The organism is Mycobacterium sp. SMC-19 (assembly GCF_045310815.1).
In the GTDB taxonomy this organism is placed as follows: domain Bacteria; phylum Actinomycetota; class Actinomycetes; order Mycobacteriales; family Mycobacteriaceae; genus Mycobacterium.
The window spans coordinates 229,464-249,806 of the sequence record NZ_JBJIAM010000009.1 but is presented as its reverse complement, the minus strand read 5'-3'; the positions used below and the strand labels follow the sequence as shown (position 1 = coordinate 249,806).

Here is a 20,343-nt window from a genome sequence, read left to right as displayed (position 1 = left end):
GGCAGGAGACCTTCACCCATCAACGACTCTTACAGCGTGTCGTCACACTTTCTCAACCAACCTGCCTGGGCAGTACACCTAGCGCGCCCCCCTAGATCTTGGCGTCCCGACCCTCCCAGTACGGGTCGCGCAGCTTGCGCTTGTAGAGCTTGCCATTGGGGTCGCGCGGCATCTCCGTGATGTAGTCAATTGACTTGGGCAGCTTGAACTTCGCCAGCCGTGCCGCCGCGTACTCCATCAGCTCGGCGGTCAGCGCGTCATCGCCCACAACACCCTCGGCCGGCTGGACGACGGCCTTGATCGCCTCGCCCCAGTCCTCGTCGGGCACCCCGAACACCGCGACATCGAGCACCTTCGGGTGAATGATCAGCTCGTTCTCGATCTCGGCAGGGTAGACGTTGACCCCGCCGGAGATGATCATGTTGGTCTTGCGGTCCTGCAGATACAGGTAGCCGTCCTCATCGAGGTAGCCGACGTCACCGACGGTGAACAGGTCGCCGGCACGGTTTTCCTCGGTCTTCTTCTTGTCGTTGTGGTAGGCGAAGGTGGAGCCGCCCATCTGCATGTAGACGGTGCCGACCTCACCGGCCGGCAGCTCGTTGCCTTCGTCGTCGAGCACCTTGACCACCGAATACGGCCAGGCCTTGCCCACCGAGCCCGGGTGCGTCAGCCACTCGGCGCCGCTGATCTTGGTGCCGCCGCCCTCGGTGGCGGCGTAGTACTCGGTGATCACCGGACCCCACCAGTCCAACATCTGACGCTTGACCTCGGGCGGGCACGGCGCCGCGCCGTGAATCATGTTGCGCAGCGAAGACATGTCGTAGCGCTCGCGCACCTCGGCGGGCAGCGCCAACAGCCGACGGAACTGGGTGGGCACCATGTGGCTGTGGGTGACTTTGTGCTGGTCGATCAACGCCAGCATCTCCTCGGGGTCCCACTTGTCCATCAGCACCACCTTGTGGCCCAGCTGGATGGAGATCGACGAGAAGTTCAGCACCGCAGTGTGATACAGCGGCGAACCACAGATGTGCACGTGGTTGTCGAACGGCAGCAGGTCATACAGCGCGAAGAAGCCGGCCGAGGCAACCGGCACCGCGTCGGGGTCGGCGCCAGTCAGCGGACGCTTGACGCCCTTGGGCTTACCGGTGGTGCCGGAGGTGTAGAGCATCGCCGCACCCATGGTGCGCACATCGGGCCGGCCCTCTTCGCCCGCGCCCAGCGTGGACAGCGGGGCGAACCCCTCGATGTCGCCGACGGCGAAACGCCCAGCCGCGGGCAGACCGGCCTCGTCAGCGGCGATCTTGGACGCCTCAGCGAATCGCTCATGGGCGACAACAACTTTCGCGCCACTGTCGGAGAGGATGTAGCCGATCTCCGGACCGGTCAGGTGCCAGTTGATGGCCACGATGTAGAGCCCGGTCTGCATGGCGGCGAAGTACACCGCGAGCGTGTCGACGATGTTCGGCAGCACCATCACCAGCACGTCGCCGGGCTCCAGGCCCATCGCCTGCAGGCCGCGGCCGTAGCGGTCCGCGCGGGCGGCCAGCTCCCCGTAACTCAGCTGACCGCCGTGGACGTCGACCACGGCGGCGACGTCGGGGGTGTCACGGGCAATGTTCCACAGGCCGGCTTCGCTCATTCGGCCAATCTAGAACGCGTTCTAGTCTGCCCGCAAGGCGGAACCAGCGCCGCGCGCCGAACCGGACTAAACCAGCGAGGCCAGCTGCTGAATCTGCTCGGTGCTGCGTCCGGTGACCACCATCATGGTGACGCCGGCGGCCTCCCAGACCTTGATCTGCTTACGGACGTAGTCGACGTCGCCCACGATCGCGGCGTCGTCCACAAGCTCGTCGGGGATGATCTCGCCGGCCTTGTCCTTCTGCCCGCTGCGGAACAACTTGGTCACGTCGTCGACCACCTCGCCGTAGCCCATCCGGCGGTAGACCTCGGCGTGGAAGTTGGTGTCCTCCGAGCCCATGCCACCCATGTAGAGCGCCAGGTAGGGCTTCATGGCCGCGAACGCCGCGGCGCGGTCCTCGGTGATGACGATGTTGGCCGTCGCACAGATCTCGAAGTCTTCGCGGGTGCGCCGCGCGCCCGGTCGGGCAAAGCCCTCGTCGAGCCACTCGTTGTACATGTCGGCCAGCCGCGGGGCGTAGAAGATCGGCAGCCAGCCGTCGGCGATCTCGGCGGCCATCGCGATGTTCTTCGGGCCTTCGGCGCCGAGCATCACCGGGATGTCGGCACGGCGCGGGTGGGTGATCGGCTTGAGCGCCTTGCCCAGTCCGGTGCTGCCCTCACCGCTGATCGGCAGGGGGTAGTGCGGGCCGGCGCTGGTCACCGGGGCCTCGCGGGCCCACACCTGGCGCAGGATGTCGATGTACTCGCGGGTGCGCGCCAGCGGCTTGCCGAAGCGCTGGCCGTACCAGCCCTCCACCACCTGCGGCCCGGACACGCCCAGGCCCAGGATGTGGCGGCCACCGGAGAGGTGGTCCAACGTCAAGGCAGCCATCGCGCAGGCGGTCGGGGTACGTGCCGACAGCTGAACCACCGAGGTGCCCAACCGAACCCGTGACGTCGACGAGCCCCACCAGGCCAGCGGGGTGTAGGCGTCGGAGCCCCACGCCTCGGCGGTGAACACCGCGTCGAAGTCGGCGTTCTCGGCCGCGGCCACCAGTTCGGCGTGGTTGGTCGGCGGCTGCGCGCCCCAATATCCGAGTTGCAGTCCCAGCTTCATCCTTGGCTCCTCGCTCGCCTGCTTGCCACCATTGTTAGAACCTGTTCTACTCGATGCCGTGACTGCCAGCCAAAGCAACCGCGCGCAGATCGATGACCATGAGCCACCCCTCTCTGCGCCGCTGAAGTTGTCCTTCGACTACACACGTTCAGTCGGCCCCGTTCTAGGCGCGTTCTTCACCGCTCTGCGTGAGCGCCGCATCGTCGGCGTCCGTGGTTCCGACGGTCGGGTGTACGTGCCGCCGGCCGAGTACGACCCGGTCAGCTACGAACCGCTCACCGAGATCGTACCGGTGGGCAGTGTCGGCACCGTGGTCTCGTGGTCCTGGCAACCGGCCCCGTTGGAGGGCCAGCCGCTTCAGCGCCCGTTCGCCTGGGCGCTGATCAAGCTCGACGGCGCCGACGTGCCGCTTCTGCACGCGGTGGCGGCCGAAAGCCCCAAGGAGATCAGCGTCGGCACCCGCGTGCACGCGCACTGGGCCGACGAGACCGTCGGCGCGATCACCGACATCGCCTACTTCACGATCGGTGAGGACGCCGAACCGGTGGCCGACACCCCTGACGAGCGCGACCCGGTGAGCATGGTGGTGATCCCGTCCAGCCTGGAGATCCAGCACACCGCCTCGCTTCCGGAGAGCGCGTACCTGCGCGCCCTGCAGGAAGGCAAGCTGCTCGGGGCCCGCACCGGCGCCGAAGGAAAGCTGTACTTCCCGCCCAAAGAGGCCGACCCGGCCACCGGCCTGCCGTTGGACAATTTCGTCGAGCTGCCCGACAAGGGCACGGTGACGACGTTCGCCATCATCAACATCCCGTTCGCCGGGCAGCGCATCAAGCCGCCGTACGTGGCCGCCTATGTGTTGCTCGACGGCGCCGACATTCCCTTCCTGCACTTGGTGTCTGACATCGACGCACACGAGGTGCGGATGGGTATGCGCGTCGAGGCGGTGTGGAAGCCCCGCGAGGAGTGGGGCCTGGGCATCGACAACATCGAATACTTCCGGCCCACCGGCGAACCGGACGCCGACTACGACACCTACAAGCACCACCTGTGAGGGGCAGCATGACGCAACGCGATGTCGCGGTGGTGGGTTTCGCCCACGCCCCGCACGTTCGCCGCACCGACGGCACCACCAACGGCGTCGAGATGTTGATGCCGTGTTTCGCTCAGTTGTACTCCGAGCTGGGCATCGCCCAGACCGACATCGGCTTCTGGTGCTCGGGTTCCTCGGATTACCTTGCTGGACGGGCTTTCTCGTTCATCTCGGCGATCGACTCTATCGGCGCGGTTCCGCCGATCAACGAGTCGCATGTGGAGATGGACGGCGCATGGGCGCTGTACGAGGCCTACATCAAGGTGTTGACCGGCGAGGTCGACACCGCATTGGCCTACGGCTTCGGCAAGTCCTCGGCCGGCCAGCTGCGCCGGATCCTGGCCCTGCAGACCGACCCCTATACCGTCGCTCCACTGTGGCCGGACTCGGTCTCGATCGCAGCACTGCAGGCCCGGCTCGGTCTGGACGGCGGCCAATGGACCGCCGAGCAGATGGCGCGGGTGGCACTGGATACCTTCGCGGTCGCCGACCGGGTGGATTCGGTAGAGCCGTCCGCCAGCCTCGATGAGCTGCTGGAGCGTCCGTTCTTCGCCGACCCGCTGCGCCGGCACGACATCGCACCGATCACCGACGGCGCCGCCGCGATCGTGCTGGCCGCCGGCGACAAAGCCCGCGAACTGTGCGAAAACCCGGCCTGGATCACCGGTTTCGAGCACCGCATCGAGTCTCCGGTGCTGGGCAGTCGGGACCTGACCCGGTCGGCGTCCACCACCGCTTCGACGCGCGCCGCCTCCGGCGACGACATGCCGGCGGTGGACGTCGCCGAGATCCACGCGCCGTTCACCCATCAGCACCTGATCCTGACCGAGGCGATGCGGTTGCCCTCGAAGACGAAGGTGAACCCGTCCGGCGGCGCCCTGGCGGCCAATCCGATGTTCGTCGCCGGTCTGGAGCGCATCGGCTTCGCCGCGCAGCACATCTTTGACGGTTCGGCGGGCCGGGTATTGGCCCACGCCACCAGCGGGCCTGCCCTGCAACAGAACCTGGTCGCGGTGATGGAAGGACGCAACTGATGGGCCAACTCGCTGCAGTGCTGGGCACCGGGCAGACCAAGTACGTCGCCAAGCGCCAAGACGTGTCGATGAACGGCCTGGTGCGTGAGGCCATCGACCGTGCGCTGGCCGATTCGGGCTCGACGTTCGACGACATCGACGCGGTGGTGGTCGGTAAGGCACCGGACTTCTTCGAGGGCGTGATGATGCCCGAGTTGTTCATGGCCGATGCTGTTGGCGCCACCGGCAAGCCGCTGATCCGGGTACACACCGCCGGTTCGGTGGGCGGGTCGACCGCGATCGTGGCGGCCAGCCTGGTGAAGTCCGGCAAGTACCGGCGGGTGCTGGCGATGTCGTGGGAGAAGCAGTCGGAGTCCAACGCGATGTGGGCGCTGAGCATCCCGGTGCCGTTCACCAAGCCGGTCGGCGCCGGCGCCGGCGGCTACTTCGCGCCGCACGTGCGCGCCTACATCCGCCGGTCCGGGGCACCGAACGACATCGGCGCGATGGTCGCGGTCAAGGACCGGCTCAACGGCGCCCGCAACCCGCTGGCGCACCTGCACCAGCCCGACATCACCGTGGAGAAGGTGATGGCGTCCCAGATGCTGTGGGACCCCATCCGTTTCGACGAGACCTGCCCGTCTTCAGACGGCGCTTGCGCGATCGTGATCGGTGACGAAACGGCAGCACAGGCTCGGATCGACGCGGGCGAGCCGGTGGCCTGGATCCACGCCACCGCGCTGCGCACCGAGCCGTTGGCCTACTCCGGGCGCGACCAGGTCAATCCGCAGGCCGGCCGGGACGCCGCCGCCGCGCTGTGGAAGGAAGCCGGGATCACCAGCCCGATCGACGAGATCGACGCCGCGGAGATCTACGTGCCGTTCTCCTGGTTCGAGCCGATGTGGCTGGAGAACCTGGGCTTCGCAGCGCCCGGCGAGGGCTGGAGGCTCACCCAGGCCGGCGAGACCGCGATCGGCGGCAAGCTGCCGGTCAACGCCTCCGGCGGGGTGCTGTCCTCCAACCCGATCGGCGCCTCGGGCATGATCCGGTTCGCCGAGTCGGCGATCCAGGTGATGGGCAAGGCCGGCGATCACCAGGTGCCGAATGCCCGCAAGGCACTGGGCCACGCCTACGGCGGTGGCTCGCAGTACTACTCGATGTGGGTGGTCTCCGCTGACAAGCCCGCCGACAAGCCCGCCAACTGAGAAGGACATCCGCATGAACGCAGATCACCCCGCCCACGTTGCCGGCAAGCGCTCCCGTGACGCGGTCGCGGCCCGCGACAAGGACGCCTGGCTGGCGAACTTCGCCGACGACGCGATCGTGCAAGACCCGATCGGGCCGTCGCACTTCGACCCCGAGGGCAAGGGGCACCGCGGTCGTGACGCGATCTCGAAGTTCTGGGACAACGCGATCGCGAGCACCGACAAGATCGAATTCAACTTCTCCGACACCTTCCAGTGCGGCGATGAGGAAGCCAACACCGGAAACATCACCATCACCATGGGCGGCCACCAGATCGTCACCGAGGGTGTGTTCACCTACCGGGCCAATGAAAAGGGTGAACTGGTGGCGCTGCGCGCCTACTGGGAGTTGGACCGCGCCGCCAAGACCGCCAAACCCGTTTAAGCGAGCCAGTTCAGCGGCACCAATAGCCGCGTCGAACGTGTAATCAGACCGAGTTTCCCGGCAATTTTTCGGTCTGAGTATACGTTCGGCGAGAACTGCATCAATCGCCCAGTTCAACCGGCTCCAGGCCTTCGCGGTAGCGCTGTGCGAGGTTGCGGTAGTACGGCGGGTTGGCGTTGATCCACATCTCGGCACCAGTGCCGGCGATCGGACCCTTGACGACGGCGGGCGAGCCGGTCACCAGCACCCCGGCGGGGATCTTGGTTCCGGCGAGCACCGTCGCTCCGGCCGCGACCAGGCTGCGGCTGCCGATCACCGCACCGTCGAGCACGGTGGCGTGGTTGCCGATCAGCGCCTCGGCGCCGATGTTGGCGCCATGGATCAGGCACATGTGGGCGATCGTCGCGCCGGGGCCGATGTCCACCGGAACGCCCGGCGGCACATGCAGTACCGAGCCGTCCTGTACGTTGGCGCCCTCGCGCACCACGATGGGAGCGTCGTCGGCGCGCAAGATGGCGCCGAACCACACCGAGGCCCCGGCTTCGATGGTGACGTCGCCGATCAGCGTGGCGGTGGGAGCGACGAAGGCGGTGGGGTCGATCCGCGGCGAGCGACCATTGAAGGAAAACAGCTGCATCGTTCACATATACCAGGGACGAAAGACCCCGAACCAGCAGGGCTTATTGCGCAAACAGCTGTCAAAACTGTAACGTGTTCTAGTTAGAAGCAAAGGGTTGGAGGCAACAGGTGAGCACTGACAACGCCGAGGTCGGCGTCCGCCACATCGATACCGGAACACTGCCGGACCGCTACGCGCGTGGCTGGCACTGCCTGGGCCCGGTGAAGGACTTCCAGGACGGCAAGCCGCACTCCATCCATGCGTTCGGCGCCAAGCTGGTGGTCTTCGCCGACTCGCAGGGTGAGCTGCACGTGCTCGACGCCTATTGCCGCCACATGGGTGGCGATCTGAGCCGCGGTGAGATCAAGGGCGACACGGTCGCCTGCCCGTTCCACGACTGGCGCTGGGGCGGCGACGGGCGCTGCAAGCTGGTGCCCTACTCCAAGCGGACCCCGCGGGTTGCGCGCACCCAGTCCTTCCCGACCGACGTGCGCGGCGGGCTGCTGTTCATGTACAACGACCCCGAGGGCAACCCGCCGCCGGACGAGGTGCGGATCCCGGAGATCGAGGAGTGGTCCAGCGGCGAGTGGACCGACTGGCGCTGGAACTCGATGGTGATCGACTCCAACTGCCGCGACATCATCGACAACGTCACCGACTTCGCGCACTTCTTCTACATCCACTACGGGCTGCCCACCTCGTTCAAGAACGTCTTCGAGGGCCACATCGCCTCGCAGTACCTGCACAACGTCGGGCGTTCCGACGTTCCCGGCCTGGGCACCAGCTACGGCGGCTCGGAATTGGACTCCGAGGCCTCCTACTTCGGTCCGTCGTTCATGATCAACTGGCTGCACAACAGCTACGGCGGTTTCAAGGCCGAGTCGATCCTGATCAACTGCCACTACCCGATCAGCCAGGACCAGTTCCGGTTGATGTGGGGCGTCATCGTGCAGAAGCCCAAGGGCCTGGACGACGCGACCACCGAGAAGATCGCCGACGCCATGACCGACGGCGTCAGCAAGGGCTTCCTGCAGGACGTCGAGATCTGGACGCACAAGAGCCGGATCGAGAACCCGCTGCTGGTCGAGGAAGACGGTGCGGTCTACCAGCTGCGCCGGTGGTACTCGCAGTTCTACGTCGACGCTGCCGACGTCACCTCGGAGATGACCGATCGCTACGAGATCGAGATCGACGCGACGGTGGCCAACGAGAAGTGGAACGCGGAAGTCGCCGAGAACCTGCGGGTGCAGGAAGAGGAAGCCAAGGCCCCAAAGGCTTCCGAAACCGTTAACGCCGAGTAGGGCGGCCGCCATGGCCCGCGAGGTTCCCGACGCCGGCGAGCTGGCCCGGTCCATGCTGATGCTCTACGGTCCGCATGACGAGCACGGCGACCACCCCGACGACCGGGACGATGAGTCGGGTCCCGACACCCGCTACTCGCGACAGCCACTGTTTCCGGTCGACCCGGAACGCTACGAGGCGATTCGTGCTGCGACCGAACGGGATACCGACCGCTACCTGCATTCAGGCTTGATGCCGGTGGAATGCCGGCACTGCACCGCCACCGTCGAGGTCAAGAAGCTGGGACCCGGATACACCTCGGTGCAATGGAATTCGGCGGCGGTGCAGCAGTGTGCCCACTTCGCCGCTGAGCGCGAAGCCGGCCACACCAGCAGCCGCAACCGCGGCTGCCCGAAGCTGGCGAAGAGCATCCTGCACGCGGTTGCCGAGGGCCACCTGGAGGAGCGATCCAGCGCTCCCCCGCCCGGCGACGGTATCGACTGAGCGACGCGAAAGCCCCCTCCATCATCGGAGGGGGCTTTCGCGTCGGGGCAACTCACAGTCCGGCGAAGCGCTCCCGGACCTGCTCGGCGGTCAACCCATAGTCCGCCAGCGAGTATTCGTGCTTCGGCGCACGCGGGCCGGTCTTGCTTGCGGCATAGTCGTCGGCCATGGCCTGGCGCGCCTCATCGGACAGCGGCAGGCCGAAGCGTTCGTAGATGCTCGCGGCGGTGGCCAGCGGGTCGGCGACGAAATCCTTGTAATCGATGTCGCAGAACTGAGCCTGGTCGTATTGCGCGCGTTGGCTGTTGAACAGCTCCAACCCGCGAGCCCAGGTCTCCATCTCGTCGGCGCCGATCCGCGCGCCCACGAAGGTGTTCGACTGACCTTCGGTGGTGTGCCGAGCCAGCGAACACATCGACGCCAGGATGGTCTCGGCCGGCCGGTGGCACTGCACGATGAGCGCATCGGGGTAGACCGCCATGATCGCGTCCAGCGCGAACAGGTGGCTGGGGTTCTTGAGCACCCAGCGCTTGCCGGGGTCGTTGAGCCCGATCAGTTGCAGGTTCCGGCGGTGCCGCTGGTACGACGGGACCCAGTCCCGTTCGGAGAGCCAGCGCGAATAGCTCGGCAGGTGCGCCAGCGTCTCATAGGACACCGAGTGCAGCGACTGGCGCAGCAGCTGCCAGCACTCTTCCAAGCCGTCGGCGGTCATGAAGTGCAGCCCGGTGTAGTCCGGGTTCTCGTCATGGTGCCGAGCGAACTGAGCTGTCATCTGCTGGAAAACCGGGTTGCTGTCCCAGGTTTCGCGTGGCGGTCGCGGCTGCGGGAACTCGGCCAGCCACATCTCCAAACCCTGGTGCGCCGGGTCGGCGCCCAGCAGCCGGTGCAGCGCGGTGGTGCCGGTGCGGGGCAGCCCGGTCACGAAGATCGGCCGCTCGATGCCGACCTGGATGTACTCGGGGTTGGCATTCCAGCCGGCCTGCGACAGCAATCGGGCCACCAACGCACCGCGCAGGAAGAACCGGTTCATCTTGCTGCCCAGCTCGGTGAGGTCGGCCTCGGTCCGATACGAGTCCAGCAGCACGCCGAGCGCTTCGCGGTAGTTGTCGTCGTCGGGACCGAAGTCGTCCAGACCCACCATCTTGGTGGCCGAGGCGTGCAGATCCTCGACGGTGCCGACGTTGGTACGAGCCGTCATCAGTTGTGGTACTCCCCGCAGTTGACGTCGATAACCTGGCCGCTGATGCCGCTGGCCAGATCGCTGGCCAAGAACAGCACCGCCGACGCCACCTCGTCCTCGGTGGGCAGCCGCCTCAGGTCGGAGTTGGCGGCGGTGGCCGCATAGATCTGCTCGACGGTGGTGCCGTACTTACCGGCCTGATGGGCGAAGTAGCTCTGCAAAGTGTCACCCCAGATGTATCCCGGCGCAACGGAGTTGACCCGGATGCCCTGCTCGCCCAGTTCGGACGCCAACGACTGCGACATCGCCAGCAGGGCGGCCTTGGCCATCTTGTAGGCGCCGTACTTGGGCTGTGAGTGCCGGATCACCATCGAGTTCAGGTTGACGATCGAGCCGTTAGCCGCGGCCAGCGCCGGCGTGAAGCCCTGCGTCAGGCGCAGCGCGCCGAGACCGCTGAGCTCGATGGCGTCGCGAATGTGCTGAAACGTAGTCTGCGCCAGCGGCTTCATCGACGGCACCCGGAAGGCGTTGTTGATCAGGACGTCGATGTGGTCGAACTCGGCCGAGGCCGCCTCCACCAGGTGCGCCACCTGGTCGTCATCGGTGATGTCGGCCGGCACCACCAAGGCGCGACGCCCGGCGGCCCGGACCTGCTTGGCCACCTCTTCCAGGCGATCCGCACTGCGCGCGACCAGCACCAGATCGGCACCCTCGGCCGCGAACCGATTGGCCATCGTGCTGCCGAGCCCCGGCCCGACACCACTGATCACAACGACTTTGCCGTTGAGCATTCCGGTCATCTTCACCCCAGCATTCTGTTAGCGATTTGCTGCTGCCGCTGCGCGATACGCGCTCGCCAGCTGTCTTGGGAAATCTTGTTGTGGTCGTAGAAGGGCAGCGCCGCCTGCACCGCATCGACGTCGATGAGCTCGACGGTCGGGCCGTCGGCCTCGGTCAGCTGCCGCGACACCCGCTGCCAGCGGAACTGCAGGAAGCCGCGCCGATGCCCCAGCGTCTCGACCCAGTTGGTGACCCCAGGATCGGTATCGGAGACCACGATCCGGATCTTGCCGTCCGGATCGGCTTGCGCCTGAGTGCCGTTCAGCGAGGTCTGGTGGTTGATGTAGTCCAGCGAGATGTACCACAGGCTGCCCAACTGGAAGCCCAGGTACGGCGCATCCGACACCGGCAGGGTGATGACCAAGGCCTGCCCGGGCTCGAGCTCGTAGTGCCCGGCCGACGAGTACTGAGTGGCCAGACCGCCCGGCGTGAGCCGCGGCGCCACCATGGTGTTGACCGGGAGGTTGAGGTAGAACCACTGCGGGAACGCCAGCCAGGTCTTGATGCGGTTGATCAGCTGCTTTCCCGCTGCGGCATAACGCTTCTCGATGAGCCGTCGGGTCAGCTCCGGCGGTGCGGTGCCTTCGGTATCGGTCCGGGCGATCGAGAGCGTGCCACGCTGCGCGGCCCAGTCGTTGTAGACCTCGCGGATCACCAGTTGCGCCGGTGTCTTGGGCTGGAAACGCCAGGTAAAGGTGCCGTCGGCGGCGACGTCGAGTTCGCGATCGTCGAAGGCGGCCTCACTGGCCGGGACGTTGTCGTCGGTGTACTCGCCACCGAGCAGCTGGAAACTGAGGTCGGTCGTGGTTCCCCGGGTGCCCTGCACGATGTAGTCGTTGCCGGGACGCACCACGGTGCCGAAGTACAGCGTGTCGGGGTTGTCCAGGCCCATCTTGGTGAACGGCCCGGTGCCCGACAGCAAGAACGGGTGGTCGCGCTCGCTGTTGAAGGCGGCGTGCACACATGCCTCGACGCCGCCGGCCAGGTATTGCAGGCCCTCGAGCAGGTCGGCCTCGGTCTCGATGTGCGGGGCCGCGGCAACCAGCTTCTCCGCCTCGGCGATCGCGGCCGACAGGGGTTCGGAGTACATCGCTGCAGCACCTCGCAGATCGTCAATTGGTCCAATATTGGACCGCAGTGGTAGATATCTCGAACCGACTTTAGACGGTCGCGGTAGCATGCTGCAATGGCTGTGCCTGAACAAGCGGCGCCCCAACGAGTCGTGCGGTCGTCCCCGCCGACCGAGCGGGTGGTGACGATCCTGGATTTTCTGGCCCGCCACCCCGACCAGAGCTTCGGCCTGTCCGAGCTGGCCCGGCGCACGCAGCTGTCCAAGCCGACGTGCCTGGGCATCGCCAACGCCCTGGCCGACGCGGGCTACCTGACGCGAGACGATCCCGACAAGACCTACCGGCTCGGGCCGGGCCTGATCTCACTCGGTCGCGCAGCCCAGCAGTCGCTGCGGGTCGGCCCCGAGGCGCGCGAGCAACTGCGGCGACTGTCCGCGGATTTCGCCACCTCCGCGGCGCTGAGCGCGGTGGTCGACGACCGGATCACGGTGCTGGAACTGGTGGCGGCACCCAACGCGCACCTGGGAGTTCAGGCCGGCCAGAGTTATCCCTTTGCACCGCCGGTCGGGCTGATGTTCGTGCTCTGGGACGACCACGCGCTGCGGGACTGGCTGGCCCGCCAGCCCACCATCCCGCTGCGATCGGAGAGCGAGCGCCTGCAACGCGTCGTCGACGAGTGCCGTGCCGACGGCTACCTGGTGGAGCGGCTGACACCGGGTGGGCAACGGCTTTACGGGTTGATGGCGGGCCTGTCCAGCGATCTGCCCGATGAGCTGCGGGCCCTGCTCGGTGAGCTGGTGTCCGATATCGGTGAGCGGGTGTATCTGCGTGGCGAAGCCGGCGGCCGGGGCCGGCACGACATCAGCGTGATCTCCGCGCCGGTCTACGACCACCATCAACGCCAAGCGATGGTGGTGTCGCTGCACGCCCAGCGCGCGCTGACCGACTCCGAGATCTCCAAGTGGGCGCGTGGACTGCTGCGGACCGCCGAGGCGCTCACCGTGCAACTCGGCGGAACTAGGCCCGCCTGGCTGTTAGGTTCGGCGCCATGACCGCGCTGGCCTTGTCGACTGCCTCCCGGCTCGAGCTGTCCGAACTCGTGCACCGCTACGCCGGCTACGTCGACGCACGACGATTCGACGAGGTGGCCGAATTGTTCACCGCCGACGCCGAACTCGTGCTGCCGGATCCGCCGGATCACCTGGAGCCATGCGTGCGCCACCGAGGCCACGCCGGTGTGCGGGACGCAATGTCAGCACTGGCCGGCGTGAGCCGCACCCACCACGGCATCGTCGGCGAGGTCTACACCGCCTCGACCTCGGCCGACGTCGCGACCGGAGAGATCGCCGGGGTGGCACATCATTGGCTCGAACACGATGGCAAGCTCACCGACCACGTCTGGTACCTGCGCTACCGCGACGCCTATCACCGCGTCGGGCAGGACTGGCGGATCGCGCGGCGGGAGCTGACCGTCGACGCGATCGAGTCGCGACCTGCTCGCCAGGTGCGCTCATGACCAGACCCCAGATCTCTTTCCAGCTCAAGACTTTCACCGACCACCCCGGCCACGATTGGTCCACCACCTTGGCGCTGGGCGCCGCGATGGACGCTGCGGGCGTCGATCGTGTCGTGGTCTCCGACCACGTGGTGTTCGGCGAGAACCCGGATGCCTACGCCGACCCCCGGCTGGGCGGTATCAGCGGCGGGCGCCAGCCGACTGGTCCCGACGGTCAGTGGCTGGACCCGCTGATCGTGCTGACCGCACTGTCCGCAACCACCACCCGCATCCGGCTGGGCACGGCGGTATTGCTGGCGGCACTGCGCCGGCCGGCGGTGCTGGCGAAAGAACTGGCCACGCTGGACGTGCTGTCGCGAGGACGGCTGGACCTCGGCGTGGGCGTCGGCTGGCAACGCGAAGAGTACGAGGCCGCCGGACTGTCGTTCGAGCGCCGCGGCCGTCTCCTGGACCACACCCTGGAGGTCTGCCAGACCCTGTGGACTCAGCAGCGCAGCAGCTACACATCCCCGGAGCTGTCCTTCGAGAACATTCACCAGATGCCCAAACCCGTTACACCCGGCGGGGTTCCGATCTGGGTGAGCGGCACCGTCAATGACGCGGTGGCGCGCCGGCTGGCCCGGTTCGGGTCCGGCTGGATCCCGTGGGGCCCGGCAATGCGCGACCCGGCGGGCGCCATCGCGGCGATGAAAGACCGCATCGCAGCGCTGGGCGGCGATCCGACCGGCCTGCAGGTGCTGGGCCACGCGACCACCGCCAAGAACCCGGACGGCTCCCTGGACACCGCCGCCACCGCGGCCTCTGCGCCGGCACTGGTAGCCGCCGGGGTCACCGATGTGCGGGTCACTTGCTCGCTGCCCAAGGAAATCGGCCGGGCCACTGAGCTGCTCAGCCAACTCGTCGAGGCGTTCCGCGCCGCAACCGGTTAAGGGAGACATCGATGGAAAAGGTCATGATCATTGCGCGCACAGCCGATTTCAGCGACCAATGGTGCCAGAATATGCGGGGTCCGGTCGCGGAGAAACTGCTGGATCTGGGACTGCCGGGCGTCGTGGTGAACGTGCGCGACGAGGCGGTGCGCGACTCCATGATGACCCTGACGACGCTGGATCCGCCGGCGGCGGCCGTCATCAGCCTGTGGACCCAGCAGTACTACAGCGAAGCGACTCGGGCAGCCATCGCACTGATCGAAGCCGAATCCGATTCGGCGGCGGCGTATCTGGTGACCGAATCGATGCCCATGCCGCCGCCGGACCTCGGCGAGGGCCGCCGTACCCGGGGACTGGCCAATGTGGCGTTGCTGCGCCGGCCGGCTGATCTGGACGAGGCGACCTGGCTGCACCGCTGGCACATCGACCACACCCAGGTCGCCATCGACACCCAGGCGACCTTCGGCTACACCCAGAATGTGGTGATCCGCCCACTCACCGAGGACGCACCCCGCATCGATGCCATCGTCGAGGAGAACTTCCCCGACGAGGCGGTGTCAGATCCGTACGCGTTCTACGGCGCGGCCGACGAGGCCGACCTCACCGACCGGGCGGGCCGGATGATCGCCAGTGTCAGTGCGTTCGGCGCGCACCTGAACATCGACACGGTGCCCACCAGCCGCTATGTGTTCCGGTCGCCGTTCGTCACACACACTGCTGGGACAGCGTGATCAACGCCTCCCGTACATGCGGGTGACGTTCGAGGTAGGAGAGCACCGGGTTCGGGGCGCCGGGATCCTCCTGCCGTCCTTTCGCGTCTAATTCGGCCCGGACGTCCGGATGCCGGTTCAGGTACGAGTCGATGGAGTTGCCGAAGGTCTGGTCGCATTGCTCCGGTGCGGCGTTTGCCACCGGTGTCAGTACCCCGGCAACGCTCAGCAAGCCGACCGCTATCGCTCGAGTAATACCGCTCATCACTCGACGGTACCCGCGTTCTTAGTTCACGCTGGCCAGGGCGAACGGCAGGACCTGGGGTGCACCCGCGGCGCGCAACACCCGGGCCGCCATCGTCAACGTCCACCCGGTGTCGGTCACGTCGTCGACCAACAACACCGGGCCGATGTCCGCCGGTAGTTCCGCCGGCGGCAGCCAGCAACCCTGCAGCGCGGCGACCCGGTAGGCGGAGTTCGCGGCGGTCGCCGCCCTCCGCCCAGGCGCATATCGCAGGGTGTCCAAGCGGGTCAGGCGGCCGAGTTCGGCCAGCCGGTCGGTCAACGAGCCGATCAGCACCGGGTGCGTTGCCGAGTCCAGCCCCAGCACAGCGGTCGGCCTGCTCTGCCACTCCCAGCCGGCCAGCACGCTCACGGCCGCGCGTACCACCTCGTCGGGCACCTCGCGGTCGGGCTCGTCGAGCAGCCGCCGCAGCCGAGCTCCCCAGCCCAGGTCGGTGAGCCGGCCGATGACCCGGCCCGGCTCCGGCCCGTCGGAGATCCGGCCGGACAGTGCGACGCCGAGCTGCGCCAGCCCCGATGGCCACTGTCGACGCGGCGTGATCTCCACCCCGGGTCGCATCAGCCGCTCGCGGGTGGCCGTGGCGGCCGCGGGATCCACCGCGGCGTCGAACCGCGGCCCTGCGCAGTTGTCGCACCGCCCGCAACGCTCCCCCGCCTGCAGTTGAGGGTCGTTGAGTTGGGCACGCAGGAAGCTCATCCGGCAGCCGTGCGTGCCCTGATAGTCCAGCATCGCCTGCTGCTCGGCCCGTCGCAGCTCATCGAGCTTGCGGTAGCGCTGCTCGTCGTAGCTCCACTGCGCACCGGTTCCCAGCCATCCGCCCTTGACTCGGCGCACCGCGCCGTCGACATCGAGGACCTTGAGCACCATCTCCAGCCGCGACCGATTCAGGTCGACGCGTGCCTCCAGCGCCGGTGTCGACAGCGGCTGGTCGGGTGATAGTTCGCCGATCACCTTGCGCACCAAGGACTCCGCGGGGAAGGCCAGCGACGCGAAGTAGCGCCAGATGTCCTGGTCCTCGGTGCCGGGCAGCAGGATCACCTCGGCGCTGGCGGTGGCGCGCCCGGCTCGACCGACCTGCTGGTAGTAGGCGATCGGCGAGGACGGCGCACCGAGGTGGACGACGAAACCTAGGTCGGGCTTGTCGAATCCCATGCCCAGCGCGGAGGTGGCGATCAGTGCTTTGACCCGGTTGGCCAGCAGGTCGGCCTCGAGTTGCTCCCGGTCGGCCGAATCGGTGGAGCCGGTGTAGGCGGCCACCGCGAACCCCTGCGCGCGCAGGTCGGCGGCCACGTCGTGGGCTTGGGCTACGGTAAGCGTGTAGACGATCCCGGATCCGGGCAGCTTCTCCAGGTGAGTGCCGATCCAGGCGGCCCGTTGCGCCGGACCACCGGCGTGCACCACCGACATCCGCAGCGATTCGCGGTCCAGGCCACCACGCAGCACCAGTGTGTCGCCACCGCCCACCCCGAGTTGGCCGGCGACGTCCTCGACCACCCGGTTGTTGGCGGTCGCCGTGGTCGCCAGCACCGGGATGTCGGCGCCGAGCTCGGCGATCAGGGTGCGGATCCGCCGGTAGTCCGGCCGGAAGTCGTGGCCCCAATCCGACACGCAGTGCGCTTCGTCGACCACGACCAGCCCGGCCCGGGCCGCCAGCGCCGGCAGCACCTCATCGCGGAAGTCCGGATTGTTGAGCCGCTCCGGACTGACCAGCAGCACGTCCAGCTCGCCCGCGGTCACCCGACGTTGCACGTCGGCCCACTCGGTCACATTCGACGAGTTGATGGTGGCCGCGTGCACACCGGCGCGTTCCGCGGCAGCGACCTGGTTGCGCATCAACGCCAGCAGCGGCGACACGATCACCGTCGGGCCGTGCCCGCCGGCCCGCAGCAGCTTGGCCGCGATGAAATACACCGCCGACTTGCCCCAGCCGGTCCGCTGCACCACCAGCGCGCGGCGGCGCCCAACGACCAGTGCCTCGATCGCAGCCCACTGGTCGTCGCGCAGCAGCGCCTGCGGTCCGGCCAGCTGCTCCAGAATCGCCTGGGCTTGCGGCCGCACCGTCATGCCGCGATTATTTCGCAGCCCGCTCCCGCTGGATCTCCAGCGCGATGTCGATGAGCTGGTCCTCCTGGCCGCCGATCAGCTTGCGCTGCCCGGCCCGGTGCAGCAGCTCATGGGCGGGCACGCCGTAACGCTCGCCCTGGCGCACCGCGTGCTTGAGGAAGCTGGAGTACACCCCGGAGTAACCCATGATCAGCGCGTTGCGGTCCAGCACGCACTCGGCCGGCATGGCCGGGCGCACCACTTCCTCGGCGGCGTCGGCGATGTCGAAGAAGTCGATGCCGGTCTTGATCCCGACCTTGTCGAACACCCCGATCAGCGCTTCGACCGGGGCGTTACCCGCGCCCGCACCGAATCGGCGCACCGAGCCGTCGATCTGCTTGGCACCGGCGCGTACCGCCTCCAGGGAGTTGGCGACGCCGAGCCCGAGGTTCTCGTGGCCGTGAAAACCCACCTGGGCGTCGTCACCGAGCTCGGTGACCAACGCCTGCACCCGATCGCGGACACCTTCCATCACCAGCGCACCCGCGGAGTCCACCACGTACACGCACTGACAGCCGGCGTCGGCCATGATGCGGGCCTGGGCGGCCAGCTTCTCCGGGGTGACGGTGTGGGCCATCATCAAGAACCCGACGGTCTCCAGGCCCAACTCGCGGGCCAGGCCGAAGTGCTGGATGGAGACGTCGGCCTCGGTGCAGTGGGTGGCGATCCGGCAGATCACACCGCCGTTGCCCTGCGCCTCCTTCATGTCTTCCTTGGTGGCCACGCCGGGCAGCATCAGGAAGGCGATCTTGGCGTCGCGGGCGGTCTGCGCCGCGAGCTTGATCAGCTCCTGGTCCGGGGTCTTGGAGAACCCGTAGTTGAAGCTGGACCCGCCCAGTCCGTCACCATGGGTCACCTCGATGACAGGCACTCCGGCGGCGTCGATCGCGGCGACGATCGCCGAGACCTCCTCACCGGTGAACTGGTGGCGCTTGTGGTGGCTGCCGTCGCGCAGCGAGGTGTCGGTGATCCGCACATCGAAGATGTGGTCGCTCATTTCGCTCCTCCAGCCTTTGCCGCCGCCATCTCGCGGGCGATCTCCTCGCCGACCTTGGTAGCGGCGGCGGTCATGATGTCCAGGTTGCCCGCATAGGGCGGCAGGTAATCGCCCGCGCCCTCGACTTCGACGAACGTGGTGACCACCGCACGCCCGCCGGAGTTCAGCGACGGCTCGTCGAACTGCGGCTCGTTGAGCATCCGGTAGCCCGGCACGTAGGTCTGCACCTGGGCGACGACGTCCTTGATCGACGCGGTGATCGCGTCGCGGTCGGCGTCCTCGGGGATCTGGCAGAAAATGGTGTCGCGCATGATCATCGGCGGGTCGGCGGGGTTCAAGATGATGATCGCCTTGCCGCGCTCGGCACCACCGATGGTCTGCACACCGGCCGAGGTGGTCTTGGTGAACTCGTCGATGTTGGCCCGCGTACCCGGACCGGCCGACACGCTGGCGACGCTGGCCACGATCTCCGCATACGGCACCGTGCCGCCTTGGGCTTTGACCGCGCGGGTGACCGCGTACACGATCGGGATGGTGGCCTGTCCACCGCAGGTGATCATGTTGACGTTCGGCGCATCGACGTGCTCGTGCAGGTTGGCCGGCGGAATCACCGCCGGGCCCACCGCGGCCGGGGTCAGGTCAATGGCCCGGATGCCGGCGGCCTCGTACTTGGGCGCATACGCCTTGTGCACGTAGGCGCTGGTGGCCTCGAAGACGAAGTCCGGCTTCTCATCCAGGGCCAGCAGCCAGTCCGCACCCTGCGCCGAGGTCTCCAAGCCGAGCTTGCGGGCCCGGGCCAGACCCTCGGACTCCGGGTCGATGCCGATCATCCAGCGCGGCTCCAGCCACTCCGAACGCAGCAGTTTGTACAGCAGGTCGGTGCTGATGTTGCCCGACCCGACGATCGCGACTGAGGCTTTGGCAGCCATGAACGCTCCTCTATCCGAATCTATGCGAAAACCAGCCGGACTGAACCCAGCCCGGCGAACTCGGCGACACAGTCGTCGCCGGCGTGTACGTCGATGGCCCGGGTCGCGGTGCCCGGCAAGACGATGTCGCCCGCCTTCAACCGCACCCCAAAGCTTTCCACCTTGCGCGCCAGCCAAGCCACCGCGGTGACCGGGTTGCCCAGCACCGCGTCGCTGCGGCCCTGCGCGACCACCTCGCCGTTCTTGGTCAAAGAGGCGTTGATGGCTCGGATATCGATGTCACCCGGCTTGACCCGCTGCTTGCCCAGCACGAATCCGGCCGACGAGGCGTTATCGGCGATGGTGTCGCAGAGTTTGATCTTCCAGTCGCTGATCCGGCTGTCGATCAATTCGATGGCCGGGGCGAACGCCTCGGTGGCGGCCAGCACGTCTTCCTCGGTGCAGTCCGCGCCCGGCAGATCCGCGGCCAGGATGAACGCCACCTCGACCTCGACCCGCGGGTAGAGGTAGTTCGACGCCTTGACCGGCTTGTCCTCGAACACCTGCATCTCGTTGAGCAAGTGGCCGTAGTCCGGTTCGTCGACGCCCATCATCTGCTGCATCGCCTCGCTGGACAGACCGACCTTGTGTCCGACGACGCGGGCGCCCTCGGCGATCCGCTGGCGGATGTTGATCAGCTGGATCTCGTAGGCGTCGACGACGTCGATACCGGGCTGAGCCGCCGTCAACGGAGAGATCGGAACCCGACTCCGCTCCGCTTGCGCCAACTCGGCAGCGAGTTCCTCACGGATCTGGGCGCTGAGCATCTTCGATGGTCCCCTCGGGTGGTGTTGACCGGATGAAACGAGCCGTTCAGCGGCAATTCTATAACGTGTTCTAAAACCGCAAACTG

Annotated in this window: 21 protein-coding genes; 10 read left to right on the top strand and 11 right to left on the bottom strand. The window is 67.3% G+C overall.

Annotation, left to right across the window (positions count from 1 at the left end; genetic code table 11):
- Positions 1-91: 91 nt before the first annotated feature.
- Both ACJH5R_RS19375 and ACJH5R_RS19370 read right to left on the bottom strand, forming a co-directional pair.
- Positions 92-1,639: an acyl-CoA synthetase gene (locus ACJH5R_RS19375; RefSeq protein ID WP_406782596.1), complete on the bottom strand. Its 1,548-nt coding sequence runs from the start codon at positions 1,637-1,639 to the stop codon at positions 92-94.
- Positions 1,640-1,705: 66 nt separating this feature from the next.
- Positions 1,706-2,737 (bottom strand): LLM class F420-dependent oxidoreductase, encoded by a 1,032-nt coding sequence (locus ACJH5R_RS19370; protein ID WP_406759779.1) that lies wholly within the window; start codon positions 2,735-2,737, stop codon positions 1,706-1,708.
- Positions 2,738-2,795: 58 nt separating this feature from the next.
- Between ACJH5R_RS19370 and ACJH5R_RS19365 the strand changes: the two genes are divergently transcribed.
- From ACJH5R_RS19365 to ACJH5R_RS19350, 4 genes are read left to right on the top strand one after another with little or no spacing between them, the layout of a single operon-like run.
- Positions 2,796-3,788, top strand: coding sequence for a Zn-ribbon domain-containing OB-fold protein (locus ACJH5R_RS19365; protein WP_406759778.1), 993 nt, complete (start codon positions 2,796-2,798; stop codon positions 3,786-3,788).
- Positions 3,789-3,796: 8 nt separating this feature from the next.
- A complete protein-coding gene (locus tag ACJH5R_RS19360; protein ID WP_406759777.1) occupies positions 3,797-4,861 on the top strand; it encodes a thiolase domain-containing protein in 1,065 nt (354 codons plus the stop codon).
- A complete protein-coding gene (locus ACJH5R_RS19355; protein ID WP_406759790.1) occupies positions 4,858-6,045 on the top strand; it encodes a thiolase domain-containing protein in 1,188 nt (395 codons plus the stop codon). Before ACJH5R_RS19360 ends, ACJH5R_RS19355 begins: the two co-directional genes overlap by 4 nt.
- A gap of 13 nt (positions 6,046-6,058) precedes the next feature.
- Entirely contained in the window at positions 6,059-6,469 is a 411-nt protein-coding gene (locus tag ACJH5R_RS19350) for a nuclear transport factor 2 family protein (RefSeq protein ID WP_406759776.1), read from the top strand.
- A gap of 100 nt (positions 6,470-6,569) precedes the next feature.
- On the opposite strand, the gene ACJH5R_RS19345 is transcribed toward ACJH5R_RS19350, so the two are convergent.
- Complete coding sequence (locus tag ACJH5R_RS19345) at positions 6,570-7,106, bottom strand: gamma carbonic anhydrase family protein (protein WP_406759775.1); 537 nt, start codon at positions 7,104-7,106, stop codon at positions 6,570-6,572.
- Between the two features lie 110 nt (positions 7,107-7,216).
- Between ACJH5R_RS19345 and ACJH5R_RS19340 the strand changes: the two genes are divergently transcribed.
- Together ACJH5R_RS19340 and ACJH5R_RS19335 are read left to right on the top strand one after the other, a co-directional pair.
- Positions 7,217-8,389: a Rieske 2Fe-2S domain-containing protein gene (locus ACJH5R_RS19340; protein ID WP_406759774.1), complete on the top strand. Its 1,173-nt coding sequence runs from the start codon at positions 7,217-7,219 to the stop codon at positions 8,387-8,389.
- 10 nt (positions 8,390-8,399) lie between these two features.
- Complete coding sequence (locus tag ACJH5R_RS19335) at positions 8,400-8,873, top strand: hypothetical protein (RefSeq protein ID WP_406759773.1); 474 nt, start codon at positions 8,400-8,402, stop codon at positions 8,871-8,873.
- A gap of 52 nt (positions 8,874-8,925) precedes the next feature.
- Here the strand turns inward: ACJH5R_RS19335 and ACJH5R_RS19330 are convergent, their stop codons facing one another.
- From ACJH5R_RS19330 to ACJH5R_RS19320, 3 genes are read right to left on the bottom strand one after another with little or no spacing between them, the layout of a single operon-like run.
- The gene (locus tag ACJH5R_RS19330) at positions 8,926-10,071 is read right to left on the bottom strand and encodes a sulfotransferase family protein (protein WP_406759772.1); all 1,146 of its coding nucleotides are present in this window, start codon (positions 10,069-10,071) and stop codon (positions 8,926-8,928) included.
- A complete protein-coding gene (locus tag ACJH5R_RS19325; RefSeq protein WP_406759789.1) occupies positions 10,071-10,853 on the bottom strand; it encodes an SDR family oxidoreductase in 783 nt (260 codons plus the stop codon). Before ACJH5R_RS19325 ends, ACJH5R_RS19330 begins: the two co-directional genes overlap by 1 nt.
- A 2-nt stretch (positions 10,854-10,855) precedes the next feature.
- A complete protein-coding gene (locus tag ACJH5R_RS19320; RefSeq protein ID WP_406759771.1) occupies positions 10,856-11,983 on the bottom strand; it encodes a hypothetical protein in 1,128 nt (375 codons plus the stop codon).
- 96 nt (positions 11,984-12,079) lie between these two features.
- On the opposite strand from ACJH5R_RS19320, the gene ACJH5R_RS19315 reads away from it, so the two are divergent.
- From ACJH5R_RS19315 to ACJH5R_RS19300, 4 genes are read left to right on the top strand one after another with little or no spacing between them, the layout of a single operon-like run.
- Positions 12,080-13,015, top strand: coding sequence for an IclR family transcriptional regulator (locus tag ACJH5R_RS19315; protein ID WP_406759770.1), 936 nt, complete (start codon positions 12,080-12,082; stop codon positions 13,013-13,015).
- A 5-nt stretch (positions 13,016-13,020) separates the two neighbouring features.
- Entirely contained in the window at positions 13,021-13,479 is a 459-nt protein-coding gene (locus ACJH5R_RS19310; protein WP_406759788.1) for a nuclear transport factor 2 family protein, read from the top strand.
- A complete protein-coding gene (locus ACJH5R_RS19305; RefSeq protein WP_406759769.1) occupies positions 13,476-14,408 on the top strand; it encodes a TIGR03619 family F420-dependent LLM class oxidoreductase in 933 nt (310 codons plus the stop codon). Before ACJH5R_RS19310 ends, ACJH5R_RS19305 begins: the two co-directional genes overlap by 4 nt.
- A gap of 11 nt (positions 14,409-14,419) precedes the next feature.
- On the top strand, positions 14,420-15,139 hold the full coding sequence (locus tag ACJH5R_RS19300; RefSeq protein WP_406759768.1) for a hypothetical protein: 720 nt from the start codon (positions 14,420-14,422) through the stop codon (positions 15,137-15,139).
- On the opposite strand, the gene ACJH5R_RS19295 is transcribed toward ACJH5R_RS19300, so the two are convergent.
- Genes ACJH5R_RS19295 through ACJH5R_RS19275 form a run of 5 tightly spaced genes read right to left on the bottom strand, consistent with a single transcriptional unit; the run spans position 15,114 to position 20,257 of the window.
- On the bottom strand, positions 15,114-15,383 hold the full coding sequence (locus tag ACJH5R_RS19295; RefSeq protein WP_406759767.1) for a hypothetical protein: 270 nt from the start codon (positions 15,381-15,383) through the stop codon (positions 15,114-15,116). The genes ACJH5R_RS19300 and ACJH5R_RS19295 overlap by 26 nt on opposite strands.
- A 21-nt stretch (positions 15,384-15,404) precedes the next feature.
- Positions 15,405-17,486: a RecQ family ATP-dependent DNA helicase gene (locus ACJH5R_RS19290; RefSeq protein WP_406759766.1), complete on the bottom strand. Its 2,082-nt coding sequence runs from the start codon at positions 17,484-17,486 to the stop codon at positions 15,405-15,407.
- A 7-nt stretch (positions 17,487-17,493) separates the two neighbouring features.
- Positions 17,494-18,522 carry a 4-hydroxy-2-oxovalerate aldolase gene (gene dmpG / locus ACJH5R_RS19285; RefSeq protein ID WP_406759765.1) on the bottom strand — a complete coding sequence of 343 codons (1,029 nt, stop codon included), beginning with the start codon at positions 18,520-18,522 and terminating at the stop codon, positions 17,494-17,496.
- A complete protein-coding gene (locus tag ACJH5R_RS19280) occupies positions 18,519-19,451 on the bottom strand; it encodes an acetaldehyde dehydrogenase (acetylating) (RefSeq protein ID WP_406759764.1) in 933 nt (310 codons plus the stop codon). The genes dmpG and ACJH5R_RS19280 overlap by 4 nt, the downstream gene beginning before the upstream one ends.
- Before the next feature lie 20 nt (positions 19,452-19,471).
- Positions 19,472-20,257, bottom strand: coding sequence for a 2-keto-4-pentenoate hydratase (locus tag ACJH5R_RS19275; protein WP_406759763.1), 786 nt, complete (start codon positions 20,255-20,257; stop codon positions 19,472-19,474).
- Positions 20,258-20,343 lie beyond the last annotated feature (86 nt).

Bases quoted from the DNA above. Each gene is read 5' to 3' on its own strand.
- ACJH5R_RS19375 (WP_406782596.1), bottom strand. From the start codon at position 1,639: ATGAGCGAAGCCGGCCTGTGGAACATTGCCCGTGACACCCCCGACGTC.
- ACJH5R_RS19370 (WP_406759779.1), bottom strand. From the start codon at position 2,737: ATGAAGCTGGGACTGCAACTCGGATATTGGGGCGCGCAGCCGCCGACC.
- ACJH5R_RS19360 (WP_406759777.1), top strand. From the start codon at position 3,797: ATGACGCAACGCGATGTCGCGGTGGTGGGTTTCGCCCACGCCCCGCAC.
- ACJH5R_RS19350 (WP_406759776.1), top strand. From the start codon at position 6,059: ATGAACGCAGATCACCCCGCCCACGTTGCCGGCAAGCGCTCCCGTGAC.
- ACJH5R_RS19345 (WP_406759775.1), bottom strand. From the start codon at position 7,106: ATGCAGCTGTTTTCCTTCAATGGTCGCTCGCCGCGGATCGACCCCACC.
- ACJH5R_RS19335 (WP_406759773.1), top strand. From the start codon at position 8,400: ATGGCCCGCGAGGTTCCCGACGCCGGCGAGCTGGCCCGGTCCATGCTG.
- ACJH5R_RS19330 (WP_406759772.1), bottom strand. From the start codon at position 10,071: ATGACGGCTCGTACCAACGTCGGCACCGTCGAGGATCTGCACGCCTCG.
- ACJH5R_RS19325 (WP_406759789.1), bottom strand. From the start codon at position 10,853: ATGACCGGAATGCTCAACGGCAAAGTCGTTGTGATCAGTGGTGTCGGG.
- ACJH5R_RS19320 (WP_406759771.1), bottom strand. From the start codon at position 11,983: ATGTACTCCGAACCCCTGTCGGCCGCGATCGCCGAGGCGGAGAAGCTG.
- ACJH5R_RS19315 (WP_406759770.1), top strand. From the start codon at position 12,080: ATGGCTGTGCCTGAACAAGCGGCGCCCCAACGAGTCGTGCGGTCGTCC.
- ACJH5R_RS19305 (WP_406759769.1), top strand. From the start codon at position 13,476: ATGACCAGACCCCAGATCTCTTTCCAGCTCAAGACTTTCACCGACCAC.
- ACJH5R_RS19300 (WP_406759768.1), top strand. From the start codon at position 14,420: ATGGAAAAGGTCATGATCATTGCGCGCACAGCCGATTTCAGCGACCAA.
- ACJH5R_RS19295 (WP_406759767.1), bottom strand. From the start codon at position 15,383: ATGAGCGGTATTACTCGAGCGATAGCGGTCGGCTTGCTGAGCGTTGCC.
- ACJH5R_RS19290 (WP_406759766.1), bottom strand. From the start codon at position 17,486: ATGACGGTGCGGCCGCAAGCCCAGGCGATTCTGGAGCAGCTGGCCGGA.
- dmpG (WP_406759765.1), bottom strand. From the start codon at position 18,522: ATGAGCGACCACATCTTCGATGTGCGGATCACCGACACCTCGCTGCGC.
- ACJH5R_RS19280 (WP_406759764.1), bottom strand. From the start codon at position 19,451: ATGGCTGCCAAAGCCTCAGTCGCGATCGTCGGGTCGGGCAACATCAGC.
- ACJH5R_RS19275 (WP_406759763.1), bottom strand. From the start codon at position 20,257: ATGCTCAGCGCCCAGATCCGTGAGGAACTCGCTGCCGAGTTGGCGCAA.